At 73.0% G+C, this 26,030-nt stretch carries 18 protein-coding genes; 10 read left to right on the top strand and 8 right to left on the bottom strand.

Annotated elements, in window-relative coordinates; translation table 11 throughout:
• Positions 1-4 precede the first annotated feature (4 nt).
• A complete protein-coding gene (locus SSP29_RS35335; RefSeq protein ID WP_089104963.1) occupies positions 5-1,204 on the bottom strand; it encodes an NAD(P)/FAD-dependent oxidoreductase in 1,200 nt (399 codons plus the stop codon).
• 2 nt (positions 1,205-1,206) lie between these two features.
• Positions 1,207-1,395, bottom strand: a complete 189-nt coding sequence (locus SSP29_RS56940) for a ferredoxin (RefSeq protein WP_089104962.1) — start codon at positions 1,393-1,395, stop codon at positions 1,207-1,209.
• Positions 1,396-1,757: 362 nt separating this feature from the next.
• Here SSP29_RS56940 and SSP29_RS35325 point away from each other — a divergent pair, with 362 nt between their 5' ends.
• Positions 1,758-3,113, top strand: a complete 1,356-nt coding sequence (locus tag SSP29_RS35325) for a glutamine synthetase family protein (protein ID WP_089104961.1) — start codon at positions 1,758-1,760, stop codon at positions 3,111-3,113.
• 10 nt (positions 3,114-3,123) lie between these two features.
• Positions 3,124-4,398: a cytochrome P450 gene (locus SSP29_RS35320; RefSeq protein WP_089104960.1), complete on the top strand. Its 1,275-nt coding sequence runs from the start codon at positions 3,124-3,126 to the stop codon at positions 4,396-4,398.
• Between the two features lie 42 nt (positions 4,399-4,440).
• Here the strand turns inward: SSP29_RS35320 and SSP29_RS35315 are convergent, their stop codons facing one another.
• Positions 4,441-4,995 carry a cysteine hydrolase family protein gene (locus tag SSP29_RS35315; protein ID WP_150135514.1) on the bottom strand — a complete coding sequence of 185 codons (555 nt, stop codon included), beginning with the start codon at positions 4,993-4,995 and terminating at the stop codon, positions 4,441-4,443.
• 166 nt (positions 4,996-5,161) lie between these two features.
• Between SSP29_RS35315 and SSP29_RS35310 the strand changes: the two genes are divergently transcribed.
• Positions 5,162-5,776: a TetR/AcrR family transcriptional regulator gene (locus SSP29_RS35310; protein WP_167450066.1), complete on the top strand. Its 615-nt coding sequence runs from the start codon at positions 5,162-5,164 to the stop codon at positions 5,774-5,776.
• An 18-nt stretch (positions 5,777-5,794) separates the two neighbouring features.
• Here the strand turns inward: SSP29_RS35310 and SSP29_RS35305 are convergent, their stop codons facing one another.
• Entirely contained in the window at positions 5,795-6,433 is a 639-nt protein-coding gene (locus tag SSP29_RS35305; RefSeq protein ID WP_089104957.1) for an HD domain-containing protein, read from the bottom strand.
• Between the two features lie 103 nt (positions 6,434-6,536).
• Here SSP29_RS35305 and SSP29_RS35300 point away from each other — a divergent pair, with 103 nt between their 5' ends.
• The 3 genes from SSP29_RS35300 to SSP29_RS35290 all read left to right on the top strand — a co-directional run bounded on the left by SSP29_RS35300 (position 6,537) and on the right by SSP29_RS35290 (position 13,883).
• Positions 6,537-7,535, top strand: coding sequence for a GlxA family transcriptional regulator (locus tag SSP29_RS35300; RefSeq protein WP_089104956.1), 999 nt, complete (start codon positions 6,537-6,539; stop codon positions 7,533-7,535).
• Between the two features lie 223 nt (positions 7,536-7,758).
• Positions 7,759-10,998, top strand: a complete 3,240-nt coding sequence (locus SSP29_RS35295) for an FtsX-like permease family protein (protein WP_245883402.1) — start codon at positions 7,759-7,761, stop codon at positions 10,996-10,998.
• Between the two features lie 35 nt (positions 10,999-11,033).
• Positions 11,034-13,883 (top strand): hypothetical protein, encoded by a 2,850-nt coding sequence (locus SSP29_RS35290; RefSeq protein WP_150135513.1) that lies wholly within the window; start codon positions 11,034-11,036, stop codon positions 13,881-13,883.
• Between the two features lie 22 nt (positions 13,884-13,905).
• Here SSP29_RS35290 and SSP29_RS35285 read toward each other — a convergent pair whose 3' ends face one another.
• From SSP29_RS35285 to SSP29_RS35275, 3 genes are all read right to left on the bottom strand, one after another.
• A complete protein-coding gene (locus SSP29_RS35285; protein WP_438363831.1) occupies positions 13,906-14,931 on the bottom strand; it encodes an ABC transporter ATP-binding protein in 1,026 nt (341 codons plus the stop codon).
• Positions 14,932-15,251: 320 nt separating this feature from the next.
• Positions 15,252-15,983 (bottom strand): ABC transporter ATP-binding protein, encoded by a 732-nt coding sequence (locus SSP29_RS35280; RefSeq protein ID WP_089104954.1) that lies wholly within the window; start codon positions 15,981-15,983, stop codon positions 15,252-15,254.
• 213 nt (positions 15,984-16,196) lie between these two features.
• Entirely contained in the window at positions 16,197-17,087 is an 891-nt protein-coding gene (locus SSP29_RS35275) for an NADP-dependent oxidoreductase (protein WP_089104953.1), read from the bottom strand.
• Between the two features lie 125 nt (positions 17,088-17,212).
• On the opposite strand from SSP29_RS35275, the gene SSP29_RS35270 reads away from it, so the two are divergent.
• The 4 genes from SSP29_RS35270 to SSP29_RS35255 all read left to right on the top strand — a co-directional run bounded on the left by SSP29_RS35270 (position 17,213) and on the right by SSP29_RS35255 (position 23,568).
• The gene (locus tag SSP29_RS35270) at positions 17,213-17,617 is read left to right on the top strand and encodes a winged helix-turn-helix transcriptional regulator (RefSeq protein WP_089104952.1); all 405 of its coding nucleotides are present in this window, start codon (positions 17,213-17,215) and stop codon (positions 17,615-17,617) included.
• A 433-nt stretch (positions 17,618-18,050) separates the two neighbouring features.
• Entirely contained in the window at positions 18,051-20,321 is a 2,271-nt protein-coding gene (locus SSP29_RS35265) for a M4 family metallopeptidase (protein WP_089104951.1), read from the top strand.
• A gap of 196 nt (positions 20,322-20,517) precedes the next feature.
• The gene (locus tag SSP29_RS35260; protein WP_245883400.1) at positions 20,518-21,717 is read left to right on the top strand and encodes a glycoside hydrolase family 3 N-terminal domain-containing protein; all 1,200 of its coding nucleotides are present in this window, start codon (positions 20,518-20,520) and stop codon (positions 21,715-21,717) included.
• Positions 21,718-21,768: 51 nt separating this feature from the next.
• On the top strand, positions 21,769-23,568 hold the full coding sequence (locus SSP29_RS35255) for a hypothetical protein (RefSeq protein ID WP_089104949.1): 1,800 nt from the start codon (positions 21,769-21,771) through the stop codon (positions 23,566-23,568).
• On the opposite strand, the gene SSP29_RS35250 is transcribed toward SSP29_RS35255, so the two are convergent.
• Positions 23,563-26,007, bottom strand: coding sequence for a tetratricopeptide repeat protein (locus tag SSP29_RS35250; RefSeq protein ID WP_150135511.1), 2,445 nt, complete (start codon positions 26,005-26,007; stop codon positions 23,563-23,565). The genes SSP29_RS35255 and SSP29_RS35250 overlap by 6 nt on opposite strands.
• Positions 26,008-26,030 lie beyond the last annotated feature (23 nt).

Genomic DNA, 26,030 nt, shown 5'->3' with positions numbered 1-26,030 from the left:
CTCCTCAGACGGTCATGGTCAGGGCGGGCTGCTTCAGCAGCTCGGCGCGGTATCGGGCGGCGGACGCGGCCACGGCCTGGCCGCCGAGTGCGACGACACCGACGAGCCGGTCGTCGTGGTGGTAGCCGACGAGCACGTCCCCCTCCGGGTCGCCGTCGAGGACGCGGACGTCCTGTCTGCCGAGCACCGGCGCCCCGAAGGACTGGAGCCGGAAGTCGTGCTGGTCGCTCCAGAAGGAGGGCAACGGCGCGAACGGCCCCGGTGCGGCATCGGCGACCAGCGTCTTCGCCGCGTGCTTGGCGGTGTCGGTCGGTATGCACCAGTGCTCGACCCGGCGCGGGACACCGTCGTAGCGGGCGTTGGGGAACCGGGCCACGTCTCCCACCGCGACCACGTCCGGCCGGCCGCCGGCCCGCAGGCAGGCGTCGGTGAGCACTCCGTCGGTCAGGTCGAGCCCGTTGCCTTCGAGCCACTCGGTGTTGGCGACCGAGCCCACCGACTCGACCACCACGTCCGCGGGCAGCACCGAGCCGTCGCTCAGGACCACACCGGTGACGCGGTCGCCTCCGGTGAACCCGGCGACACCGGCCCCCAGCGCGAAGCGCACCCCGCGTTCCTCGTGCCGCTTGAGCAGGGCGCGGCCCAGCAGCTCTCCGAGCGGCCCGGCCATCGGCAGCGGCAGCGGGTCGACGACGGTCACCTCGGCGACGCCGAGACCCACCGCGGTCGCGGCGACCTCGCAGCCGATGAACCCGGCGCCGACCACGACGACCCGGGCGCCGGGCCGGGTCAACGCCTCGCGCAGCCCCTGGGCGTCGTCGAGCGTGCGGACCGTGTGGCGACCGGCCTTGGGTCCTGGGCAGTTCAGGCGCCGGGGGCGCATCCCGGTGGCGACGACCAGTCCGTCGTACGACAGCTCGGTGCCGTCGTCGAGCCGAACCGTCCGCTCGTCCAGTCCCGCGGCGACCACCGTCCTGCCCAGCCGCCACTCCACGTCGGACACGCTGGCGCGCGGCCGGAAGGCGAGGGACTCGAAGGGGGCCTTGCCTGCCAGGACCTCCTTGGACAGGGGCGGCCGGTTGTAGGGCAGGTGCGGTTCGTCGCCGACGAGGGTGATCGCGCCGCTCCAGCCGGCCGCGCGCAGTTGCTCGGCGGCGCGCAGGCCGGCCATGGAGGCGCCGGCCACGACGATGCGCGCGTTCATGGTCAGGCCTCGATCCGGATGGCCTGGAGCGGGCAGACGTCGGCCGCTTCCTCGACCTCGTCGCGCAGCGCGTCGTCCGGGTCGGAGACATAGGCGAGGTGGCCGGCGTCGTCCAGGGAGAAGACGTCGGGGGCCGCGAAGACGCACTGGCCGTGGTCCTGGCACTTGTTCATGTCGACGACGACCTTCATGGCCGGTCCTCCTGAGGGAGCGGGAGCGAAGGGAGAGGGGGAGGAAGTGGGCCCGGCCGGTCCTGCCGGCCGGGCCCTGCCAACGGGTTGCGGCGGACCGCACCCCGGACTCGTTTGGCTTCAAACAAGGTAGCCAGCCGCCACCCCCTGGTCAATACCTATCCGTATGGATAAATTCTTTGCACCACCCTCTTGCGGCAAGGTGCACCCCTGCCTACCGTTTGGCTTCAAACAGCAGGCCGGAGAGCTGTCCGCGTCATCGCGCCCCGGCCCTCACCTCTCACGCCACCCACCTCCCGGATCACCGGCTCCCCGGATCCCTCAGGTGGTGTCCCGACGTCCGTCCGCCCGAGGAGACAACGGTGAGCGATCAAGACCATGCAGAAATCCGCCGGCACCTGGACCGGCTCGCCGCCGACGGCATCGATGTCGTCCGGGTGACATATCCCGACCTCATCGGCACGGACCGGGCGCGTGACGTGCTCGTGGAGGAGCTGCCGCGGACGCTGGAGCACGGGCTGGCCTTCTGCCGGGCCGTGTACCACACGAGTCCGCAGGGGGACGTGGTCCCGGTCAGCGGCGGTCTGGACGCCGGGCTGCCGGACGTCTGCGTACGGCCGGACCTCGCCACCCTGGTCGCGCTGCCCTGGGAGCCGGGCGTGGCGGCCTGCCTGGCCGATGTCACCGATCCGGCCACCGGGGCGCCCGCCCCCGAGTCACCACGCGACCTGCTGCGGTCGGTCCTGGAGCGGTGCCGTGAGCACGGGCTGAGCCCGGTCGTCGGACCCGAACTGGAGTACTTCCTGTGCGAGCCGGATCCGGCGGGCGGATGGCGTCGCTACGCGGCCAATCCCGGGGTCGTCTACACCGCCGGTCTGCGCGCCGACCCCGACAACCATCTGCTGCGCACCCTGCGGCAGGTGCGCGACCTGCGCATCGGGGTGCTGAGCGGGAACCACGAGTTCGACGGCGGGCAGTTCGAGATCAACCTGCTGCACTCGGAGGCCCTGTCCGCGGCCGACCGGGCGTTCCGTTTCAAGGCCGCGGTGAAGGAGCTGGCCCGGCGCGAGGGCCGGCTGGCCACCTTCATGGCGAAGCCCTTCAACGACGCGGGCGGCTCCGGCTTCCACCTTCACCTGTCCTGCGAGGGCGAGGGCGAGGAGGCACGCAACACCTTCGACGACCCCTCCGGCGCGTACGGCCTCTCGGCCACCGCCCGGTACGCGATCGCCGGCGTCCTCGCGCACGCACCTGCCCTCGCCGCGCTGCTGAACCCGACGGTCAACTCGTACAAGCGCTTCGGACCGGACACCCTCGCCCCCTGGCTGATCGACTGGGGCCTGGACAACCGCAGCGCGATGGTCCGCGTGCCGCCCGAGCGCGGCGCCGGTGCCCGGCTCGAACTGCGGCTCGGGGACGCGAGCGCCAACCCCTATCTGGCGATCGCCGCGACCACGGCCGCCGCGCTCCTCGGTGTCCTGGCCGGCGAGGAGCCGCCCGCTCCGCTGGAGGGCTACGGCTACGACACCGCGAAGGCGGCCGTGCTGCCGATGGACCTGTCCGCCGCGCTGGACGCACTGGAGGCGGACACCTCGCTCGCCGAACTGCTCGGCAAGGACTTCACCGACTCCTACCTCACCTACAAGCGCAACGAGGTCGAACGCTTCCAACGGCATGTCACCGACTGGGAGTTCACCGAGTACGCCTACCACCTGTGAAGGACCGACGATGACCACAGCCACCGGCGTCGAGGCCATGCGCCTCGCCGATGTCGACCTCGCGAACCTCGACAACTTCACCGACGGGGTCACACCCTGGCGGATGTTCCACACCCTGCGCCACCAGGACCCGGTCCATTGGCAGCCGGAGGAGGCGCCCAACTCCGGTTTCTGGGCGGTGACCCGGCACGCCGACATCGCGAGCGTCGACCGGGACGCCGAGACGTTCACCTCCACGAAGTTCGTGAACCTGGAGGAGCTGGACGAGGACCAGATCCGCAAACGCGCCTCGGTCCTGGAGATGGACGGCGTCCGCCACCGCGCCCTGCGCAGCGTGATCCAGCGGCAGTTCGGGGCAGGGGTCATCAACAGCTACACGGACTTCCTGCGCGGGCTGACGGCGAAGACGCTGGACGCGGCGCTCGCCAAGGGGACCTTCGACTTCGTGAAGGAGGTCTCCGCGGACTTCCCCATCAACGTCCTGGCCCGGCTCCTGGACGTCCCGCCGGAGGACAACCAGCAGCTGATCGACTGGGGCAACCGCATCATCGGCAACACCGACCCCGACTACGCGGACGTCCTGCTGCACAGCGCGGAGAGCGAGAAGTACCGCGACCTGCCGTTCCGCTCCCCCGCCTCGCTCGAAGTCTTCGAGTACGGGCGGGAGCTGGCCCGGCAGCGGCGCGGCGGCGAGGGGAGCGACCTGATCTCCAAGCTGGTCAACACCACCCCGCGCGACGGAGTCCCGCTCTCCGCCCAGGACTTCGACAACTACTTCCTGCTCCTGGTGGTGGCCGGCAACGAGACCACCCGGCACACCATCACCCACTCCATGCTGGCCCTCCTCCAGCACCCCGAGCAGCTGGCCCGTCTCAGGGACGACCCCTCGCTGATCCCGACGGCGGTGGAGGAGTTCCTCCGCTGGGCGTCCCCCGTCTACCACTTCCGACGTACCGCGACCCGTGACGTCGAGCTGGGCGGCAAGCGGATCAAGGAGGGCGACAAGGTCGTCATGTGGTACGCCTCGGGCAACCGTGACGAGGAGGTCTTCGGGAACCCGTACGACTTCGACGTCACGCGCTCCAAGAACGACCACGTCACCTTCGGCAAGGGCAGCCCGCACCTGTGCCTGGGCAACCTGCTCGCGCGCACCGAGATCCGCATCATGTTCGAGGAGCTGATCCCCCGGCTCGCCGACATCCGTCTGGTCGGCGAGGTGCCGCGCGTGCGCTCGAACTTCGTGAACGGCATCAAGAAGCTGCCGGTGGAGGTGACGCTCGCCTGACGGCCGGGGCCGGGGTGCGGTCCGAGTGCGGTCAGCGCGCGGTCAGAGTGCTGCCGCCCACGCGTCGACGGTAGCGACCTCCGCCTGCATGGGGAACACCTTCTCCGTGAGCACCCGGTGCACCTCCGGGTCGGAGTCGAGGCAGCCGTCGGACAGGACAGTGAGCTCGAAGTCGAGGTCGGCGGCCTGGCGCAGGGTGGACAGCACGACACCGCTGGTGGCGATGCCGGTGAGAACGAGGTGATCGATCCCGCCGGCCCGCAGCACCATGTCGAGGTCGCTGCCGGCGAAGGCGCTGACGCGCCGCTTGGTGACGACCGGCTCGCCGGGCGCGGGAGCCACGTCCGGGTGGACCTGCGTGGCCCGGTCGTCCCCGGCCGGCCGCACCGCGGCGCCCACCAGACCGCGGAACATCTTGTTACGGGCGCTGACCTCCGGGTAGCCCGGGCGGAAGCCGACGACCACGTAGATCACCGGAACGCCGGCGGCCCGGGCGGCGTCGATCGCCTTGCTCAGGCGGGGCAGGTACTCGCCGTCGGGAAAACGGTCGACGACGACCTGCTGGACATCCATGACGAGAAGGGCTTGCTGAGGCACCGTCTCTGTTCCTTCCACGCGGCCCCGTCGGTCATCAGGCGGTTAGTCATCAAGTGATTACTTGGCAACGTAGCCCGCGCTGCGGGACCATGTCAACGCATGATTACTTGGTGGCGCAGCCTCGTTCCGCGAAGAGGCCGTGCCGGCGTCGACGAGAGGAGCCGCTGTGTCGTCGGACGACGTGACCGGTCAGGCCGCCGACGGGCCCCGGCGCCGGGACGCCACGGCGACCCGCCAGGCCCTGCTCCTGGCCGCCCGCGCCCGGTTCACGCAGCTGGGCTACGACCGCACGACGCTGCGGGACGTGGCCGCGGACGCGGGGGTCAACCTGGCGCTCATCAAGCGGTACTTCGGCTCCAAGGAGGGCCTCTTCAAGGCGGCGCTGGCGTCGACGCCCCGGTTCCTGGGCCGCGAAGGGGAGTTCCCGCGCGACCGTGCCGCGCTCGCCGAGGCGCTCAGCCGGCAGCTGGCGGCCGGGGCGTGGGCGGAGTTCGGCGAGCATCCGGTGCTGATGCTGCTGCGCGACTCGGGTGACGAACAGGTGGCGGAGCTGCGCCGGCAGGCCCTGGCGGAGTTCGGCCGGCAGGTGCTCGAAGCGTCGGGTGCCTCGTCGGCGCCCGACGCCGAGCTGCGGGCGGAGCTCCTGGTCGCCCTCGGCGTCGGGGTCGCCGTCGTACGCTCCGCCGTGGGCCTGCGGCCGCTGGCCGACGCGACGCCCGAGGACCTCCTGGGTCCCCTCCACGACATCGTGGAGGGGCTCCTCAAGCCACCGCCGGACTGATCCCCGCTGCCTGGCGGGTCACTCGGGCCAGGCGGAGCTCTTGATGACCTCGACGAAGTCGCCACGCCGGAAACCCGGGACGTAGTGGGCGAGCACGTCGGCCTTGACGTTGCCGAAGGTGGTGTCGGGGCGGTCCTGGATGCCCTCGGTGAAGGCGGCGAGGATCTGGTTCTTGAAGTCCGGTCGCGGGTGCGCCGCGACGACCGCCGCGCGCTGCTCGTCGGTGACATCGTGGTAGCCGATGCCCAGCACGTCCAGCTCGACCCCGCGGGTGACCAGGGCGATCTCGGGTGCCATGTGCAGCGGGATCTCCGGGGTGGTGTGCAGGGCGATGCCCGTCCAGACCCGGTCGGCGGGCTCGCCGGTGATGCCGTGGGCGTGCAGGAAGGCGCGGGCCTCGTCGGCGCCGTCGATCTCGAAGCGCTGGTCGGTGCGGCGCAGGCTCTTGGTGAGCCCCAGGTCGTGGAACATCGCGCCGACGTACAGCAGCTCGGGGTCGAAGGCCAGGCCCAGGGCCCGGCCGCGCAGCGAGCCCCACAGGAAGACCCGCCGGGAGTGGTCGAACACCAGCGGGGTGGCGACGTCACGGACCATCTCGGTGGCCTCCCGCACCAGGGCGGTGTCCGGGATCCGTACGCCTGCGATCTCTTCGCTCATCGTTCCTCAGCCTCCATGCCGGATAGGTGATGTGCCTCCAGGGTTCTCCGGGGGACGTAGGCTGGGCCATGTCTCTACTGCCAGGAAAACCACGGATTCGGACATGACGCATCGAGTGGGCTTTGTGGTCTTCGACGGGGTGACCATGCTCGACGTGAGCGGGCCGTCGGAGGTGCTGCACCAGGCGGGCCGGCTCGCCGACCCCTACGAGCTGGTGCTGGTCTCCCCGGCGGGCGGCACGGTCACCACCTCCGCCGGGCCGGCGCTGACCGGCACGGTCCGGGCGGCCGACGCCGGCCCGCTCGACACGGTCCTGGTGGCCGGCGGCGACCGGCTCGCCGAGCGGCCGATCGAGGCGGAGCTGCTCGCCACGGCCCGCGACCTCGCCGAGCGGGCGCGGAGGGTCGCCTCGGTGTGCACGGGTGCGTTCGTGCTGGGCGAGCTGGGGCTGCTCGACGGGCGGCGCGCGACGACCCACTGGCGGCACGCGGCCACGTTCGCGCGCCGGTTCCCGCGGGTTCGGGTCGAGCCGGACGCCATCCACATCCGCGACGGACGGTACGTCACCTCGGCGGGCATCAGCGCGGGCATCGACCTCACCCTCGCCCTGGTGGAGGACGACCACGGCGCGGACGTGGCGCGGGACATCGCGCGCGAGCTGGTGGTGTTCCTGCAACGCCCGGGCGGCCAGTCGCAGTTCTCCACGGCCATCACCACACCACCGGCCCGCAGCGACCTGCTCCGTACCCTGATCGCGTCCGTACTCGCGGATCCGACCGCCGAGCACAGCCTGCCCGCCATGGCCGCGTCCGCCGCCGTCAGCCCCCGGCATCTGACGCGGCTGTTCACCGCCGAGCTGGGCACCACACCGGCACGCTGGGTCGAGCGGGTCCGCCTGGACCGCGCGCAGCAACTGCTCCTGGCGGGCCACAGCGTCACCTCGGCCGCCCGGCACAGCGGCCTGGGCACCGACGAGACCCTCCGCCGGGCCTTCGCCCGCCACCTGGGCACCACCCCGACCCACTACCGCAGCCGCTTCACCACCACCGGCGGCCCCGTACCCGCGCTGCTGAGGAACAGGCAGCCGATCGAGGACGACTGACCGGTTGTGCGACTCGTGGTGACCGGGAAGAGATCAGCGATGATTGCCTGGTTGGGGGACGCCTGGTAGGACTGTGGCGCGCCGTCACCGTCACATGTTCGATCTCGCGGGGGTTCATGTGGTCGCCACGGCCTTCAGGTCTTCGCCGCGGCGACGCCCGGGTGCTCCGCACCCGGCCCGGCGGCTTCCCGCCGTTGCCCGGCAGGCCGCCCAGCACGGGTTGGTGCCGGCCGCTGTCGCGGTGACCGTCCTGCTGTGTGCGACGGCGCTGGCCGCGCTCGCGGCGCTGGCAGGGAGTTCGGTGCAGGCCGGGGCCGTACGGCGGCTGGCTGCCGACCTCGACGCGCAGGTGAACGTCAACGCGTCCTTCCGGGCCGGGGGAATGGCCGCCGCCGATCGAGCTGTGCGGGCCGCCGCCGACCGGGCGTTCGCCGGGGTGCCGCAGCGGACCTATGTGGGGCTGCTGGGCACGTCGCCGGTGTCGGTGACGGGGATCGACGGGGTCGCGGGCCCGCCGCGCGGTCCCGGGGGCAGCGGGCTGCACCCGGTCGCGGTGCAGGACGGGGGCGGATTCGGGCGGTTGACCGCCGGACGGTGGCCCGCCGGCACGGCCCACGCCCCGGCCGGCGCGTTCACCTCGCTGCCCGATGTCCGGGTCGCCACCGGGTCCACCGCCCCGGTCGACGCGGCGGTGCCCGACGCGCTGGCCAAGCGCCTGGGCGTCGGACCCGGTTCCAGCCTCCAGGTGCAGGACGCCTTCGCGCGCGCCATGACCCTGCGGATCACCGGCGTCTTCCGGGCGACCGGTGCCGTCGGGTTCTGGCCCGCGATGGCCGGCGACCTGACCCAGGGGGAGACCGCCGACCAGGACCTGCTGGTGGTCTCGGCGTCGGCTCTCAACGACAGCGCCGCCCTGAACGGGCATCTCACGGTCCACTGGAGTGTGCAGCCCGACTTCTCCCGTCTCGACGCGGGCAGCCTCGCCGGGCTGCACGACCGGCTGGGTGCCTTCTCCGGCAGCCAGAGCCGTGTGTCGGTGTTCCGCGGGCGGCAGCCGTCCCTGGACGACCTGACGGTGGTCTCCGGTCTGCCGGGCGCGATCGACGACCTGACGGTGCCGATGGCGGCGGCCCGCTCCTCGCTGTACCTGCCGAGCGTGCTGCTGGCGGTCCTCGCTCTGGCCACCCTGGTGCTGACCGCCCGCCAGCTGACCGAGCGCCGACGCGGTGAGCTGGCCCTCCAACAGGCCAGAGGCGCCGGCACCGTGCGGTTGCTGCGCGGTGCGGCGGCCGAGTGGGCACTCACCGGCGTCCCGGCCGCCGCCGTCGCGCCCTTCCTTGCCGGGCTGCTGGGCCCGGGCAGCCAGGGCACCGACGCGTGGGCGGCGGTGGGGCTGACCCTGCTGGTGCACGCCGCGGCGGTGCTGCTGCCCGTGCTGCCGTCGGCCCGGTCCCGGCCGGGGCGCGGCGCACGGGCCGCCGCCGCGCAGCGGCTGGGCGCCGACCTGGCGCTGCTGGCCGTCGCGGCCCTGGGGTATCTGGAGCTGCGGCGGCATCACTCGCTGATCTCCGACGTGGGTACCGGCAGCGCGTCCGCGGACCCGGTACTGGTCCTGGCGCCGGCCCTGGTGGCAGGTGCCGCCGCTCTCCTGCTGCTGCGGCTGCTGCCGCTGACCTCCCTGCTGCTGGACCGGTTCGGCCGTCGCAGCCGGGGCCTGGTCCCCGCGCTGGCCGGCTGGCAGTTGAGCCGGCGGGCCGCGCGCAACGCCGGACCGGTGGTGCTGATGTGCCTGGCCGTGTCGGTGAGCGCCTTCGCCACCACCGCGCTGGCCTGCCTGGGCGGTCTGGCGTCCGAGCAGGCCGCGTTCACCGTCGGCGCGGACGTGCGGATCTCCCCGTCCGCAGACGGCGGTTACCCCTCCTCCGTACTGGGTGCCGCCTATCGCGCGCTGCCGGCGGTGACCGCGGTGACACCGGTGACGCAGTCGACGGTGAACCTGCCAGGCGGCGCCACCGAGAACCTGGTCGGCACGATCGGCGGGCCCGCTCCCCGCACCGCGGCACCGGCCGTCTTCGGGATACCGCTCCCCGGGCGTCCGACCGCGCTGCTGCTGGACGAGCGGGTGCACAGCGACGGCAGCCGTGCGGCGCCGAGCCTGGAACTGACCGTGCAGGACGCGTCCGGCGTCGTCAGCGCCGTGGCGGCCCACCTCCCAGCCGCCGACGGAGCCCGGCACACCGTCGTCGTCCCGCTCGACGTGGCGCTGAGCGGCGGCCACCCGCGGACGTATCCAGTGACGGTGACCGCCGTGAAGGTCCTGCCGCAGCCGAACATGCGTCCCGCGCGGCTGGACCTGGAACTGATCCGGTTGGGCGCGCGCGGCACCGCGGACACCTGGGTCGCCGGGCTGCCGGGTGGGCAGGTCTGGGCCGACGGCTCGGACCACGCCGCCGACTCCACCGCGGGGGCCTGCAGAGGAAAGCCGGCCGGCCGCTACGATCCCGGTACCCCCGGGGTGTGCTCGATCGTTCCCGGCGGCTCCGAGGTGCTCCGGACCACCGTCAGCACCGGCAGTCGGCCCTCCCGGGCCATCAGCGACGCCTTCGGCGGCCTGGCCGACAGCGACTACGACACCCAGCCCGGCAGCCAGGTGCGACTCGTGGCGGGCCCGGCCGGCAACCCGGCGCCGCTTCCGGTGCGCGCCGACGCCTCGACGCTGCGCGACGCACACCTGAGCGTGGGCAGCACCACCACACTGGATCTGGGCGGCCGCCGGGTCACCGCCAAGATCGTGGACCGAGTCGACTCGCTGTCCGGACTGGGCCGCGGACAGGGGCAGCTGATCGCCGACCAGCGCCGACTCGCCACCGCGCTGACGCTGGCCGGTGCCGACCAGAGGGATCCCGCGTTCTGGTGGATCGGCAGCACCGACAGCGCGCGCACGGCCGCTGCCGCCGAGGCGCAGCCTGCGCTGGGCCGCGTCACCACCACGGCGCGCACCGCCGCGTCCCTGCAGGCCGACCCGTTCCGCAGCGGACTGCGCCGGGTGCTGGAACTGGTCCGGTATCTGGCCCCCGGTTTCGCGGTCGTCGCCTTCACCGTGCACGCGGTGGTCTCCACCCGGCAGCGCCGCAAGGAGTTCGCCCTGCTGCGGGCGATCGGCGTCCGTGCCAAGAGCCTGTCCGCGCTGCTGGGCGCGGAGCAACTGAGTCTGGCGCTGTTCGCGGTGGTCCCGGGGGCGCTGATGGGCACGGCCCTGGCAGCGGCGGTGCTGCCGCTGGTCACCGTGGACGACAGCGGACAGGCCCCCTATCCCCCGCTGCCGCAGGTCATACCCTGGGGCACCGTGGCGCTGACCGCGGTGGCGACCGCTCTGGCCATCAGCGCGGTCGTACTGGCGCTGGCCCGGCTGCTGGCCCGGGTGGACCTGGTACGTGTACTGCGAGCGGGGGAAGACCGTTGAGCCGGGTGGCCGGACACGACCGGACAGGGCGGACGGTGACGCGCCCCGTGGGCACGGGCGCGGCAGTGACGCGGCGCCTGATACGCAAGGAGACCCGCGGCGACCTGCCGCTGCTGGCCTGCCTGGCGGTACTGGTCCTGGTGCTGACGGCGCTGTGCGCCTGGGCCCCCGCCTTCGCCGGCCGCCAGGAGGACCGGGCGCTGCGGCAGCGTGTCGACGCCGCGCAGGCCCAGGCGCCCCTGATCAGCCTGAGTACCACACCGGAGGTCTTCGACACCCAGCCGCCCGCCGTGGACATGGCCACCCTGCTCGGCGCCGGCCGCACCCTCACCGACCGGTTCGGCGGCTCCGCCGCACGGCACCTGGCCTCCGTCGGCGGCGGCAGCTACGACTACAACCAGGCGTCGCTGATCTCACCGCAGCCGCCGGGCCCGGCGAACGCCGGCACCAAGCTGACGGTCAGCTATCTGCCGTCCGCGCGGGCCCATCTGCACTACGTCAGCGGCCACGCGCCTGCCGACCACACGCCGCTGGGCACCGCGCCCCAGATCGGTCTGTCGCAGGCCACCGCGCAGGCGCTGGGCGTCCGGGCCGGCAGCCGACTGACCCTTGAGTTCGCCAAGACGCCCGGGGTACAGAACGCACCGCCCCACGCGGGGCTGCTGGTGAGCGGGGTCTACCGCACCACGGCCGCGACCGACGACTTCTGGAGCGGCCGGGAGACGCTGGACCAGCCGTCGCGCTACCCGGCGGAACGCTCCGCCGGCACGGTGCTCGCCGTCCGCGGCCTCGTCGGCCTCGACGCCGCCGGCCTGCTGGCCGGCGCGGGGGTGGGCGGCCCGCGGGTGACCTGGCAGTTGCGCGCCGACCTGTCCGGGGCGGCGCTCGACCAGGCCCGCGCACTGACCGGGCCGCTGTCCCAGTACAGCGCGGACCTGAGCGCCGCCCTGTGCCAGGGGGTCGACCCGATCACCGGCGACATCGGCTGCCAGGTCGGCGGCCAGACCACCGGGCCCGTACTGCTGACCGACTATCTGACGCCGCTGCTCGCCGCGTTCACCGCTCAGGACCGACAGGCCAGGTCGCTGGCGACGTTCGCCGTCGACTCGCTGGCCGCGGTCGCGCTGGCCACCGTGGCCGTCGCGGTACGGCTGCTGCTGCGCCGACGGCAGCCGCACCTGCGGTTGCAGCGGGCGCGGGGCGCGTCCACCGCGCGGCTCGTGCTGCTGCGCTGCGCCGTGGCCTGGCCGGTGGTGCTCATCGCCGCGCTGCTCGGCTGGGCGGCCGGACAGGCCCTCGCTCCGACCGGCACCTCCGGATCGCCGCAACCGGTGCCCGCCGCCCTCGCCACCGCGGTGGTGGCTCTGACGGTACCGCTCATGACCTGGCTCGCGGTCCGCGAGCCGCGCAGACCCGGCCGGTTCCGCCGCTCGCGCCGGAAGACCGTGGTCGGCCGACGCGTGGTCCTGGAGCTGACGGTGCTGCTCGTGGCGGCGGCCGGCGTGGTCGCGCTGCGCTCGCAGGGCCCCGACGGAATTCTGGGTGCGGTGCCGGTACTGGTGGCGCTGGCCGTCGTACTGATTCTGCTCCGGATCTACCCGTTTGTGCTGCGCCTGGTGCTGCGGCAGACCCGGCGCGGCCGGGGAGCGGTGGGCTTCATCGGAGCGGCCCGGGCCGCCCACGACGCCCCGGCGACCGGGCTGGCCCTGTTCGTCCTGGTCCTGACCCTGGGCACGGCCGTGTTCGGCGGCCTTGTGCACCGTACGATCGACGACGGCCTGACCACCGGCGCGGCCTGGACCACCGGCGCCGACGCGAGCGCGACCGTGGCCGGGACCGAAGCCTCCGCCGGCACCACGGCAGCCGGGGCCACACCTGCTGGCATACGGACCGCCCTCCAGCATCTGCGCACCCTCGACCTGGCCGGACAGGCCGACGGCGCGGCGATCACCCAGGTCGCCGTGATCACCATGGATCCCCGCCAACTGGCCGCCGTCGCCCCGAAGTCGCCGCTGGCCGACGCCCTGCTGTCCGGGCTGGCCGCCCCGCCGGGCACCCGGGCCGGCGCGAGCACCCCACTGCCGTCCTTCCTCTCCCCCGACCTGCGGGCGCGCGAGCGCACCGGAGGCTTCACCACCACGGCGGTGACCCCGGGGCAGCCCCCGGTGAACCTGACCCTCAAACCGGTCGGCACCCTCACCACCACGGAACTGCGCGACCCCCTCCTCGGGCCGGTCACGGCACAGATCGCGGCCGGAACGCCCCTGCTGATCACCACCGCCGACGCCGAACATCTGCTGCCCCAGCAGCCCTCGGGCAGCACCGTCCTGCTCCTCAGGGGCGACGGTCCCGCCGCCACCGAGCCCACGGCACTGCGGTCGGCGGCGGCCGAGGCGCTCGGGCCGCTGGCCAGGATCCGCGTCCGCTCCGAGACGCTGAACACCCTGCGCGCGGACGGCCTGACGCGCGGCCTCGGCACGATCTACACCGTCACCTCACTCCTCGCCGCGCTGTCGGGCCTGCTCGCGCTCGCCTTGGAACTGACCCTCACCTCCCACGAGCGCAGCCGCACCGCCTCGTTCCTGCGCACCCTCGGACTCGGCGGCAAGGAGGCCGGCGCGCTGCACTTCCTCCAACTCCTGCCGCTGGCAGTGGCCTCGGCGGTGGGCGGCACACTGCTCGGGCTGCTCGAACCGCGGCTCATGGCGGGGACGCTGGACCTGCGGCAGTTCACGGGCGGCCCCGCCCAGCCGGCGCTGCGGACCGACTACTCACTGACGCTCGCCCTCGTCGCCGGCGTGACCGCCCTGGTCCTGGCCGCCGCGACCACCGAGACCGCCCTTGCCCGCCGACGCCGCCTGGGGGCCGTACTGCGCCTCACCTGAACGGCTGCGCGGGCGAGGTGCGTCAGCCGCTCCGGCCGCCGTGCGCCGTGGGCTTCGCATCCTCCGCATCCTCCGCATCCTCCGCATCGGACTTCGCGCGCCGTGCGGCCTCGTCGGGCCATACGCCGATGTGGTCGCTCTCCAGGGCCAGCCGCACCCGCTTGCGCATGTGCAGGCGCTCGGTGAACTCGCCCGGCAGCTGCAGCCGGCCGCTGGCGTCCAGTACCGCGTACTCCTCGGCGGTGAGCACCTCGACGCCGTCCTCGCCGGTGGCGACCCGGCGCAGCACCTCGGTCGAGGTCCGGCCGTTGCGGATCCCCACGGTGCGCTGGACCTGCTCGGACACCAGCGCGTCGTGGGTGACCACGATCACGGTGACGCCCAGGTCCTCGTTGGCCCGGCGCAGCGCGGCGAAGACCTCGTCGCTGGTGGCGGTGTCGAGTTCGCCGGTGGGTTCGTCGGCGAACAGCACGCGGGGCTCGTTGGCGTTGGCGACGGCGACGGCGACCCGCTGCTGCTCGCCGCCGGAGAGCGTGTCGGGGGTGCGGTCCCGGCAGTGGCCGACGGACAGCAGGTCGAGCAGTTCCTCGGCCCGGGCCCGGCGCCGGGAGCGCTTGAGCCCGGTGTACGTCATCGGAAGCATGACGTTCTCGGCCGCCGTGAGGTAGGGCAGCAGGTTGCGGGAGGTCTGCTGCCAGACGAAGCCCACGGTGGTACGCCGGTATTCCAGCCGCTCGCGGCGCTTCATCGCCAGCAGGTCGTGTCCGGCGACCTCGGCGGCACCCGCGGTGGGCACGTCCTGGCCGGAGAGGATGCCCAGCAGGGTGGACTTGCCGGAGCCGGAGGCGCCGATCACCGCGATCATCTCGCCCTGGGCGACGGCCAGGTCGAGGCCCTGGAGGGCCTGCACTTCGACGCCCTCGGTCTGGTAGATCCGCACCAGGTTCTCGCAGACGACCAGCCCCTCCTCGCGTTGCGGGGCGGCGGCCGCGGCGGCCCGTCGGCGCAGCTCGTCCAAGTCCGGTGCCCCGGTCGGCTGTTCGTGCACTGCCACGCGGTCCCCCGAGGAGGTGAAGTGTGCGGATGACCCTGCCGGACAGCCGCCAGGGTAATGCGGAAGTCCGTGCGAGCGTCGGGATCCGCCGGGCCGGCGGCACGCCGATCAGCGTGGCGCGCGGGGCCGGTGCTCCGGTGCCCGCGGCTTCCGGTTCGGGACGGGGGCGGCCTTGCCGTCCCGAACGGTCGGGTGGCGGCGCCTGCGACGAGTGATACGCGTGCCGGGCGGCACCGCTCCCACCGTAGGGAGCACCAGTAGCGGTCGAGGGCCGCCCGGCGCAGGCTCCCGGCGCCGGTCGGCGGGCGGTGCCGTCAGATGTCCTCGACGATGCGGCCGTCGCGGACTTCGAGCACGCGGTCGGCCAGCGCGAGGAGTTGCGTGTCGTGGGTGGCGACGAGGGCGGTGACCGATTCGCTGCGGACGACGGCGCGCAGCAGGTCCATCACGGTGAGACCGGTGTCGGCGTCGAGCTGGCCGGTGGGTTCGTCGGCGATGATCAGAGCGGGGTTGTTGGCGAGCGCGCGGGCGATCGCGACCCGCTGCTGCTGGCCGCCGGACAGCTCGCCGGGACGCTGGTCGGCGTGGTCGGAGAGGCCGACCAGGGAGAGCAGGAGGCCGACGCGGGCTTCGCGCTCGCGGGCCGGGACCTTCCGCAGGCGCAACGGGACCCCGACGTTCTCGGCGGCGGTCAGGATCGGGATGAGGCCGAAGGACTGGAAGACGAAGCCGATGCGGTCGCGGCGCAGCGCCAGCAGGTCGTCGTCGCCGAGCCCGGCCAGGTCGGTACCGTCCAGGATGATCCGGCCGCCGTCCGGAGTGTCGAGGCCGCCGACCAGGTTGAGCACGGTGGTCTTGCCGGAGCCGGAACGACCTCTGAGGGCGACGAGTTCGCCGCGCGGCACGCTGAAGGAAACACCTCGCAGGGCGTGGACGGCGGTGTCGCCGCTGCCGTAAGTGCGGCGCAGGTCCTCGACCACCACCATCTGGCCGGTCGGCGTCCCGATGTCCGCAAGAGTGCCGTGACCGCCGGACTGCTCGCTCATGCTTCCTTCCCCGCCCCGCCCCGCCCCGCCCCGGCTCGGCCGGAGCGGTCCTTCATCCGCACCGTACGGTACGCCGGACCTCCGCCGGAAGGCCGGTCATGGCCACACCGCCCGGCGGATCCCGAAGACCCGGCCGCCGGTACATCGCGGCGGCCGGGCAAGTACTCGTTCCCACGGGGGCGGGACGCTCAAGGCGACGGCAACGACGAGCCTTCAGGGGATGAGCACCAGCCGCCCCCGCACCCCGCCCTCCGCGAGGCGGGCGTGTGCCTTGGCTGCCTCCTCCAGGGGGAATGTCTCGGCCACCCGGAGCGTCAGCACGCCCTCGTCCACGAGTCCCGCCAGTTCGGCGAGGCGTGCCCCGTCGGCGGTCACGGCGACGGCGGTCGTCCGTATCCCGCGCACCGGCGCCGGCTCGGCTCCGGGCCGGACGCCGACGTAGCGGCCCCCGTCACGCACCCACTCCAGGGCCGCCGCGCCGAGAGCCGCCGCGTCCAGTACCGCGTCGAAGCTCCCGGCCTCGACCCCGCCCGCCGTGAAGTGCGCTGCTCCCAGCGTCCGTACGAGCTCCTCGTCGGCCTCGCGGGCCAGTGCGGTCACCGACACCCCTCGGTGGGTGGCCAGTTGGACGGCGAAGCCGCCGACCGCGCCCGCCGCACCGGTGACCAGGAGGGACTGCCCCTCGGCCAACTCCAGCAGGTCCAGGGCCTGTACGGCGGTGAGTCCGTTCAGCGGCAGCGTCGCCGCATGCACCGCGTCCACCGTGGCCGGTGCCGAGGCCACCGCGTCCGCCTCCACCACGACGTACTCGGCGTGGGTGCCGAGCGGCCGCACCATGCCGGGGTCCAGCGCCACCACCTGGTCGCCGACGCCCCAGGCGGTGGCGGCGCCGGCCGCGTCCACGGTCCCGGCGACGTCCCAGCCGAGCCCGATCCGCTTGCCCGCGCCGCCGAAGAACCCGGCCCGCACGCCCGCGTCCGCGGGGTTCAGCGCGGCCGCCGCGACCTTGATCCGCACCTGGCGCGGGCCCGGCTCGGGCCGCTCGGTCTCCACCACCTCCACGGCCTCGGGCCCGCCGAACCTGTTCACCACTGCTGCACGCATGACGGCCTGCTCCCTGTAAGTCGCTCTCGCTTCGGTCTCTCCTCAGCTGTCTGCAACCCTAGGAAGAGCTACTATCTTCTGGTAAGTAGTTACCTGAAGGTGCCTAGGTCCCCCAGAGGTGAGCGATGCCGACGACGACGGCGGCCCAGCGGCGCGAGCAGGCGCGCGTGGAGTACGACGCGTTCATCCGGTCCTGCCCCACCAACCAGCTCCTCGACCGGATCAGCGACAAGTGGGTCAGCCTCGTCGTCTGCGCACTGTCCCCCGGCCCGATGCGCTACAGCGAGCTCTCCCGCAAGATCGCCGGCGTCAGCCCCAAGATGCTCACCCAGACCCTGCGCTCACTGGAACGAGACGGCATCCTCGCCCGCACGGTCACCCCGGCCGTCCCCGTCCGCGTGGACTACGAACTCACCCCGCTCGGGGACAGCCTGTCCCTGCTCCTGGCAGGCGTGAAGGACTGGGCGGAGACCCACATCGAGCAGGTCCACGAGGCACGCGAGCGCTATGACACGGAGGCCGAGAGCTAGGCCGTCACACCGCGGGCGATCCGGCTCGACGGGCCCCGCACGCACGTGGCTCCGCTGGCACGCGACTCCACCAGCACATGGCTCCGCTGGCACGCGACTCCGCTAGCACGCGGCCGCGCCGAACCAGCGGCCGAAAAGCACTGTCCGGGCGTTCGAACCAGCCGCTCGCAACCGCCAGTTCAAGCCGTTGTTCTGATGCGGTCATGACATTCGTGGCCTCCGGGTGTCAATCTGCTCTCCGAAAGTTCACCGTCTACTCACAGGTTGTCCCACACAACTCCCGTGTCCGACCCCTGTCTTCACCCCGCACGGCAGCGAGGACCTGACCCCTCCTCGCGCCGTGCCACCCACCCGCGCGCCGCCGGACGGCCTCACCAGGCCGACCCGCTCTCCCGGGCCCACCAGGCCCGATCACCCCACAGAAGGAGAACGCATGTTCCGGCAGGACCGTCATCAGCATCGCACCAGACACAGCGTCACCCTGGCGCTGGCCGCCGCAAGTGCCATGCTCGTGGCCGGAATCCAGCACGGCACCGCCTTGGCCGCATCCGACGCTCACGCCCCCGCCAAGATCCTGGCCACCCCCGACGCCGGCGCGGCCTCCGCCCCGCTCTCGCCGGCGAGGCGTACGGCGCTGCTCAAGAGCGCCGCGGCGGACGCTCCTGACACCGCGAGGACCCTCGGCCTCGGCGCCGGCGAGAAGCTGCTCGTCAAGGACGTGGCCCAGGACGCCGACGGTACGACGCACACCCGCTACGAACGCACCTACGCAGGCCTTCCCGTCCTCGGCGGCGACCTGATCGTCCACGACAGCGGCGGCCGCCTCACGGTGTCGCGGGCCACGAAGGCGGCCCTCGCGCTCCCGTCCACCAAGGCGAAGATCTCCTCGGCGACGGCGAAGGCCCAGGCGCTCACCACCGCCGCGAAGGCCGGCGCCGAGCAGCCCGCGATCAACAGCGCCCCGCGTCTGGTCGTCTGGGCCGCCTCCGGCAAGCCCGCCCTGGCCTGGGAGTCCGTGGTCGGCGGCTTCCAGGACGACGGCACCCCCAACGAACTCCACGTGATCACCGACGCGGACTCCGGGAAACAGATCTTCAGGTACCAGGGCGTCGAAACCGGCACCGGCACCGGCCAGTTCAACGGCACCGTGCCGCTCAGCACCACGCTCTCCGGCTCGACGTACCAGCTCGTCGACGGCGACCGCGCCGGACACCGCACCTACGACCTGAACCAGGGCACCTCGGGCACCGGCACGCTCTTCACCGACGACAACGATGTCTGGGGTGACGGCACCGCGGCCAACCGGCAGACCGCGGGCGTGGACGTCGCCTTCGGCGCGGCGGCCACCTGGGACTACTACAAGAACGTCTTCGGCCGCAACGGCATACGCAACGACGGCGTCGCCGCGTACAGCCGCGCCCACTACGGCAACAACTACGTCAACGCCTTCTGGCAGGACGCCTGCTTCTGCATGACGTACGGCGACGGTTCGGGCAACACCCACCCGCTCACCGCGCTCGACGTGGCCGCCCACGAGATGAGCCACGGTGTCACCGCGGCCACCGCGGGCCTCACCTACTCCGGCGAGTCGGGCGGTCTCAACGAGGCCACGTCCGACATCTTCGCCGCCGCCGTCGAGTTCTACGAGAACCTGCCGGCCGACGTCCCGGACTACCTGGTCGGCGAGAAGATCGACATCAACGGGAACGGCACCCCGCTGCGCTACATGGACAAGCCCTCCAAGGACGGTGCGTCCAGCGACTACTGGAGCTCCTCGCTGGGCGGCCTCGACGTCCACTACTCCTCGGGCCCGGCCAACCACTTCTTCTACCTGCTCTCCGAGGGCAGCGGGGCGAAGACCGTGAACGGGGTCGCCTACGACAGCCCCACCTACGACGGCCGGCCGGTGGCCGGGATCGGGATCGACAACGCCCAGCGCGTCTGGTACCGGGCACTCACCACCTACATGACGTCGAGCACGAACTACGCCGGCGCGCGTACGGCCACGCTCCAGGCGGCGGCCGACCTGTTCGGCGCCTACAGCCCCTCCTACCTCGCCGTGGCCGACGCGTGGGCGGCGATCAACGTGGGCAACCGGATCGCGCTGGGCGTCAACGTGGCACCGATCACCGACCAGATCAGCGGCATCGGGCAGGCGGTGACCCTCCAGACGGACGCGTACACCACCAACTCCGGCGCGGGCCTGACGTACACGGCGACCGGCCTGCCGGACGGACTGACGATGAGCGACACGGGCCTGATCTCCGGCACCCCGACCACCCTCGGCACCAGCGACGTCACCATCACGGTCACCGACGACACCGGCGCGAGCAGCACCGTGAGCTTCTCGTGGGAGGTGGCCTACGTCTACGCCAACGCCACCCGCGTCGACATCCCCGACAACAGTTCCGCGGTGGAGTCCCCGATCACCGTCACCGACCGCACCGGTAACGCCTCGACGACCACCCAGGTCTACGTGAAGATCATCCACACCTACCGGGGTGACCTGACGGTCGACCTGGTCGGCCCCGACGGAACGGTCTACTCGCTCCTGAACCGCAGTGGCGGCTCCGCCGACAACGTCGACCAGACGTTCACCGTCGACGCCTCCGCACAGCCCCTGACCGGCACCTGGAAGCTCCGCGTCCAGGACCATGCCGCGATCGACGTCGGCTACATCGACCAGTGGCGGCTCATCCCCTGACCTTCTCCCGCCCGCTCCGGAGCCGTTGTCCCGGGCCGCCCTCGCGGCCCGGGACAACGGCTCCGCCCGGGTGCCGACAGCACCCGTTCGGCGTAACGTGTTGTGCGAATGAACCGGTCGCGGGCCATGCGGTCCGATGTTGTCCGTCGGCCCGGTGGTCTCCGTGGCGTGCACCCTCATGAGTCAGGAGCGCATCGTGGGGACACCTGTTCGTCGGCGCGCGCGCGGCGGCTCCGCCGCCCGGCGCACCACTGTTGGACTCGTCACCACCGTGCTCGCCGCCGGTGTGTGCACCGTCCCGGCCGCGGCCGGGACCGCCCCCGGGCTGCCCGCCGCCCCCGCGGCCGGCTGCGCCGACACGGTCTATGCGGGAATGACCCAGGCGCAGCGCGTCGGCCAGCTGTTCATGGGCGGGGTCGCCGCCACCCACCCGAGCACCACGGATCTGCAGACGCTGCGCACTTACCACGTCGGGTCCGTCATGCTCACCGGGCGCAGTTCCGCCGGAACCGCCGCGACGAGGAAGGTGGTCGACGGGATCCGCACGCAGGCCGACAAGGTCGGCGGGCGACAGGTCGGACTGCTGGTCTCCACCGACCAGGAGGGCGGCCAGGTCCAGGTGCTCAGCGGTCCCGGCTTCTCCGTCATGCCCAACGCCCTGACCCAGGGCACGTGGAGCACGGCGACCCTGCGCAGCCGCGCCCAGACCTGGGCGGGGCAGCTCAAGGCCGCGGGCCTGGACCTCAATCTCGCCCCGGTCGCCGACGTGGTGCCCGCGAGCCTCGGTACCCGCAACGCTCCGATCGGCCACTTCTACCGCGAGTACGGCCACACCCCCGCCGTTGTCACCTCGCACACCGGTGCCTTCGCCGCGGGCTTCCGCACGGCCGGGGTGATGACCACCTTCAAGCACTTCCCCGGACTGGGCCAGGTGATCGGCAACACCGACACCACCGCCAACGTCGTCGACTCGGTGACCACCGCCTCCAGCGCGAGCCTCCAGCCGTTCCAGAGCGGGATCAAGGCAGGTGCGCCGTTCGTGATGATCTCGTCGGCGAAGTACACCAAGATCGACTCGAAGCACCTGGCGGCGTTCTCGCCGACCGTCATCAACTCGCTGCTGCGAACCAAGTTCGGCTTCAAGGGAGTCGTCATCTCCGACGACCTCGGCCAGGCGGTCGCGGTACGTGCCTACACTCCGGCGCAGCGGGCGGTGCAGTTCATCGGCGCCGGCGGCGACATGGTCCTGACGGTCAAGGCGTCGACCGTGCCGGCGATGGTGCAGGGAGTACAGGCCCAGATGGCGAAGGACGCCGCCTTCCGCGCCAAGGTCGCCACCTCCGTGCACCGCATCCTCACCGCCAAGGCAGCGGCCGGCCGCCTCACTTGCAGCTGAGCCAAGGCGTCCGGGCCGCTCGTCGGGGCCCTCGGTACCATGTCAGCTGTGATGAGTGGGGCTGTCCGACTGCGGGTGCCGGTGGGCGAGGACGCGGAGCGGTGGATCACCCGGACAGGCTGCCGACGTGTCCTGTTCGTCGTGCACAACGTGACGTCGGCGACGCGTCTGCTGGACGTACTCCCGCTGTTCCACAGCGACATCCGGGTGCAGTTGTTCGCCACCTGCACAGGGTCCTCCCCCTTTCTGGCGGGAGTGCCCGAGTTGCTGGCCGCCGCGGAACTGCCGGTCCTGCCCTGGGAACAGGCCAAGGACACGGAGTTCGACCTGGTGATCGCCGCGAGCTACGGCGGTGAACTGGCCTCGCTTCAGGGCAGGTTGGCCGTTCTGTCACATGGCGTCGGATACAATAAGAGGCTGGCTACACCGGACACCGGACACCGGACACCGGACACCGGACACCAGGCCCAGGCGCCGGTCTTCGGCCTCTCGCCGGAATGGCTGCTGGAGGACGGGCGTCCGCTCGCGACCGCCACCGTCCTCTCGCACCCCGAACAGCTAGAGCGGCTGCGCTCGGCCTGCCCGGAGGCGGTGCCCACCGCCGTACTCGCGGGGGACCCCTGCTACGACCGTATCCTCGCCGCCCTTCCCGAACGCGCACGCTTCCGGCGCGCCCTGGGCGTGGGGCCCGGTCAGCGGCTGATCCTCGTCAGCTCGACCTGGGCACCGCGCTCGCTGTTCGGCGGAGCCGGAGACACGGAGACGGACGATCTGCTGCCCTGGCTGCTGTCCCGCCTGACGGCGGAACTGCCCGCCGACGAGTACCGGACGGTCGCGATCCTGCATCCGAACATCTGGTTCGGCCACGGCCCGGGTCAGGTCCGGGCCTGGCTCAGCAACGCACAGCAGGCCGGTCTCGACGCCGTCCCTCCCCTGGACGGCTGGCGACAGGCCCTGATCGCCGCCGACTGCGTCCTCGGCGACCACTCCAGCGTCACCTACTACGCGGCCTCCATAGGCACTCCCGTCCTGCTCGGGGCATTCCCCGAAGAGGACCTCGACCCGCTCTCGCCGGTGGCCGCGCTCGGCCGCACCGCTCCCCGCCTGTCCCGCCGGCGCGGTCTCCGCGCCCAGCTCGACCAGGTGATCGCCGGCCACGACGCCACCCGGTACAAGGAGCTGGCGGAGCAGACCAGTTCGGCCCCCGAGGAGTCGGCCGTTCTCCTGCGTCGCCTGTTCTACGGCCTCATGGGGATGCCGGAGCCGGGGCATCCGGCGCTGCTCGACCCGCTGCCGCTGCCGCCCTGCCGGCCCGCCCGCCGCACCACGCCGGTGCGGGTGCTCGTCGGCGGCATCGGTGTCGATCCGCCGGAGGTCACCCTCAGCCGGTACGCCACGGTGGGCGGCGAGCCCGACCCGTCGGAAGAGGCAGCCGTGGCGGCCGAGTTCGCGCACACGCTGGTGGACGAGGAGACCCGGGACCGCGGCCGGCTGCGCATCGCCGACATCGTGGTGCGGCGCGCCCCCGCCGACGACCCGCGGCTGGGCCCTCCCGCCGCCTGGACGGCGGAGGCGCTCGGCCGTTACCCGTACTGCGGACTGGCCGCCTATGTCGACGGGCCGGACCGGTGTGTCGTACGGACCCGCGAGGGCGATCTCCTGCGGCTGTCCGCGGCCGCCGCCCTCGACGGTCGCCCCGACCTGTGCGACCCCGCCGTCTACGCCTCGGCGCTCTACGCGTGGCTCGCGAGCGGCCGCGGCCTGGCCCGGGCCATGCCCGGGATCACGGTACGCACCGGTTCCGCGACACACCTGGTCACCGTCGCGACAGCGGCTGCGGCCGGCTCATGAGCCGGCGCCCCGGGTCTCCGCGTCGGCCAGCCGCGACCGCACCCTGTCCAGGCCGAGCCGGTCGCCGTGCTCCTCGTAGCACGCGACGGCGGCCCTGAGGTCCGCGATCTCTTCCGCCCCGTGGCCCAGGCGGCGATGGCACTGGGACCGCACGTCGAGGGCGTCGGCGAGTTGCAGCCCGGCACCGGCCTCGGTCATGGCCTTGACGGCCTCGTCCAGGCACACACGCGCCTGCTCGGCGTCTCCCGCGTCCAGGTGGGCGTCGCCCAGACTCATGTACACGCGCGCGGCGTTGTAGGGGTCGCCGCCGTCCGGCAGGCGGCGGAACCGCGCGAGGGCGTCGTTCAGCCGGACGACGGCCTCGTCGAAGCGCCGCTGCTTGGTCAGGGCACGGCCGATGTGGTGTTCCAGCAGGGCCGTGGCACGCGGCAGGTCCTCCCGGCCGTCCTCACCCGGGCCGATGCGGCGCAGGATCTCCTGCGCCTCCTCGAAGCACCGCTGGGCCGCGGGGAACTCCCACCGTTTGAGATGGAGCAGCCCGAGGACCTCGACGGCGGTGGCCTCGCCCCGGTGGTGCCCGCAGGCCCGGTCCGCGGCCCGGGCGTTCGCCAGGGCGGCGGCGGCATCGTCCGCCCGCCCCTCTCCCATGTAACCGAAGGCGAGTTGGGTCCACATCCGGCCCACGGCACGCGGGTCGCCGAATTCCGACTCGACGCTGCGGCGGGCGGCCTCGACGCCGAGCAGGTGCGTGTCGATCCACTGCGCGTGGAAGCCGAGCATCAGGTGCAGGCCCCACATGGCCTCGCACAACTGCCAGACGAGGTCGTGGAGTTCGTGGTGCGCGGCGGCCCGGACGACGGCCGCGAGGTTCTCCCGTTCACTCCGCAGTTCCGCCAGTGCGCGCCTGCCGTCCGCCGGGTCGCGGTGTTCCGGAAGGGCGAGTCCCCGGTATGCGGGGCCGAGCCGCCATCGCAGCGGCATCACCCTGAAGTCCGCACCCGCCGCGAAGCGCAGCTGCGCGACCGCCACCCGGCGGACCGCGGCCGCCATGCGGCCGTGTCCGTCCTCGGCGGCCGCGAGTCCGCGGGCGTGGGCCCGGGTCACGTCGTGGAACCGGTAGCGCTCCTCCGCGACCTCCTCCAGCAGGTGCGCCCCGGCCAGCTGCTCCAGCAGCGTCCGGGCCTCGTCGGCGCCGATCCCCGCGGCGTGGGCCGCGATCGGGACGGTCACGGTCGGCCAGGGCCACACCGCGATCGCCCGGTACAACGCGGCGCTCTCGGGGGTCAGTTCGCGGTACGCGACGTCATGGACGAGACGGACGGGGTCGCCCGGGGCGCCGGGGGTCGGTTCGTCCGTGTCGGTGCCTTCCCGGTCCCCGCCGCCGTGGTTCCGCCCGGACAGCTGCTGTGCGACACGCTCCCAGGTCAGGTGCTCCCGTAAGGCCAGGCCCGCCCCTGTGGTGCACACGGCGAGGGGAATGCCACCGGTGCCCTCCGCGACGGCCCGGACGACGGCGTCCGACGCGGGCGGCCGGTCACTGCCGGCGACTCGCCTGATCAGGGTGACGGAATCCTCCGTCGACAGCGGCCCGAGCGCGCACGGCCGAGCTCCGTGACCGGCGACCAGACGCCCGAGCCGATGCCTGCTCGTCACCAGCACCAGCGACTCCGGCGAGGCCGGCAGCAGGGGGATCACCTGCGCGTCGTCATGGGCGTTGTCCAGTACGACGATCAGGCGCCGGTCGGCCGTGCAGTCGCGGTACAGGTCCCGCTGCCGCGCCTCGTCCCCCGGCACCATGGCGGACGGCACGCCGAGCCGCTCCAGGAATCGCGCGAGCACGTCGGAGGGCGGGAGGGCGGTGGTGGCCGACGCGCCCTCCAGATCGGCGAACAGGGCACCGTCGGGAAACCGATCGAGCAGTTCGATCGCGCTCCGCACGGCGGTGGCGGTCTTGCCGATGCCGCCCGGCCCGGTGAGGACGGCGATCACAGGCGCGCCCGGTGCGCGGTCCCCGCCGTCCAGCAGCTCCGTGATCCACGCGAGCACGTCCTCGCGGTCGGTGAAGGCCGCCGTGCCCGGTGGGAGCATCTGCGGCCGGGAGGCGCCGGAGGCCACGGCGGGCACGCTGCGCGGCGCCAGCCAGGCGGATTCCCGGACCCATTCCGTCACCTCGCGGGAGAACTCCGGCGAGGTACGCGCGTACTCCAGCAGGCGCGAAGCGGCGGCCGCCTGCTGGTCCGCGGTGACCGGGAGGGAAGGTGCGGCCGAATCGCCGCCGTCGGCCCCGGTGCCCGACCCTGCGTCCCCGGCGCGGCCCCTGCTGAGCAGGTCGTAGAGCCGCTCGGAGGTTCGCCTGCCTGCCTCGCCGCCTGCCCCTGACAGGGCGCCGGACGCGACCGTGCCGACAGCCGAGAGCACCATTCCCACCAACGGTTCCACTCAGGACTCCCCCAACTCGCCGT

This window comes from Streptomyces hyaluromycini (assembly GCF_002217755.1).
GTDB classification, from domain to species: domain Bacteria; phylum Actinomycetota; class Actinomycetes; order Streptomycetales; family Streptomycetaceae; genus Streptomyces; species Streptomyces hyaluromycini.
Note: the sequence above shows the minus strand (reverse complement) of the source record. Positions and strands in the feature narration are given on the sequence as shown.

Coding starts and splice junctions, on each gene's coding strand:
- SSP29_RS56940 (WP_089104962.1), bottom strand. CDS start 1,395: ATGAAGGTCGTCGTCGACATGAACAAGTGCCAGGACCACGGCCAGTGC.
- SSP29_RS35305 (WP_089104957.1), bottom strand. CDS start 6,433: ATGAGCGAAGAGATCGCAGGCGTACGGATCCCGGACACCGCCCTGGTG.
- SSP29_RS35300 (WP_089104956.1), top strand. CDS start 6,537: ATGACGCATCGAGTGGGCTTTGTGGTCTTCGACGGGGTGACCATGCTC.
- SSP29_RS35335 (WP_089104963.1), bottom strand. CDS start 1,204: ATGAACGCGCGCATCGTCGTGGCCGGCGCCTCCATGGCCGGCCTGCGC.
- SSP29_RS35320 (WP_089104960.1), top strand. CDS start 3,124: ATGACCACAGCCACCGGCGTCGAGGCCATGCGCCTCGCCGATGTCGAC.
- SSP29_RS35275 (WP_089104953.1), bottom strand. CDS start 17,087: ATGCGTGCAGCAGTGGTGAACAGGTTCGGCGGGCCCGAGGCCGTGGAG.
- SSP29_RS35255 (WP_089104949.1), top strand. CDS start 21,769: ATGAGTGGGGCTGTCCGACTGCGGGTGCCGGTGGGCGAGGACGCGGAG.
- SSP29_RS35270 (WP_089104952.1), top strand. CDS start 17,213: ATGCCGACGACGACGGCGGCCCAGCGGCGCGAGCAGGCGCGCGTGGAG.
- SSP29_RS35265 (WP_089104951.1), top strand. CDS start 18,051: ATGTTCCGGCAGGACCGTCATCAGCATCGCACCAGACACAGCGTCACC.
- SSP29_RS35280 (WP_089104954.1), bottom strand. CDS start 15,983: ATGAGCGAGCAGTCCGGCGGTCACGGCACTCTTGCGGACATCGGGACG.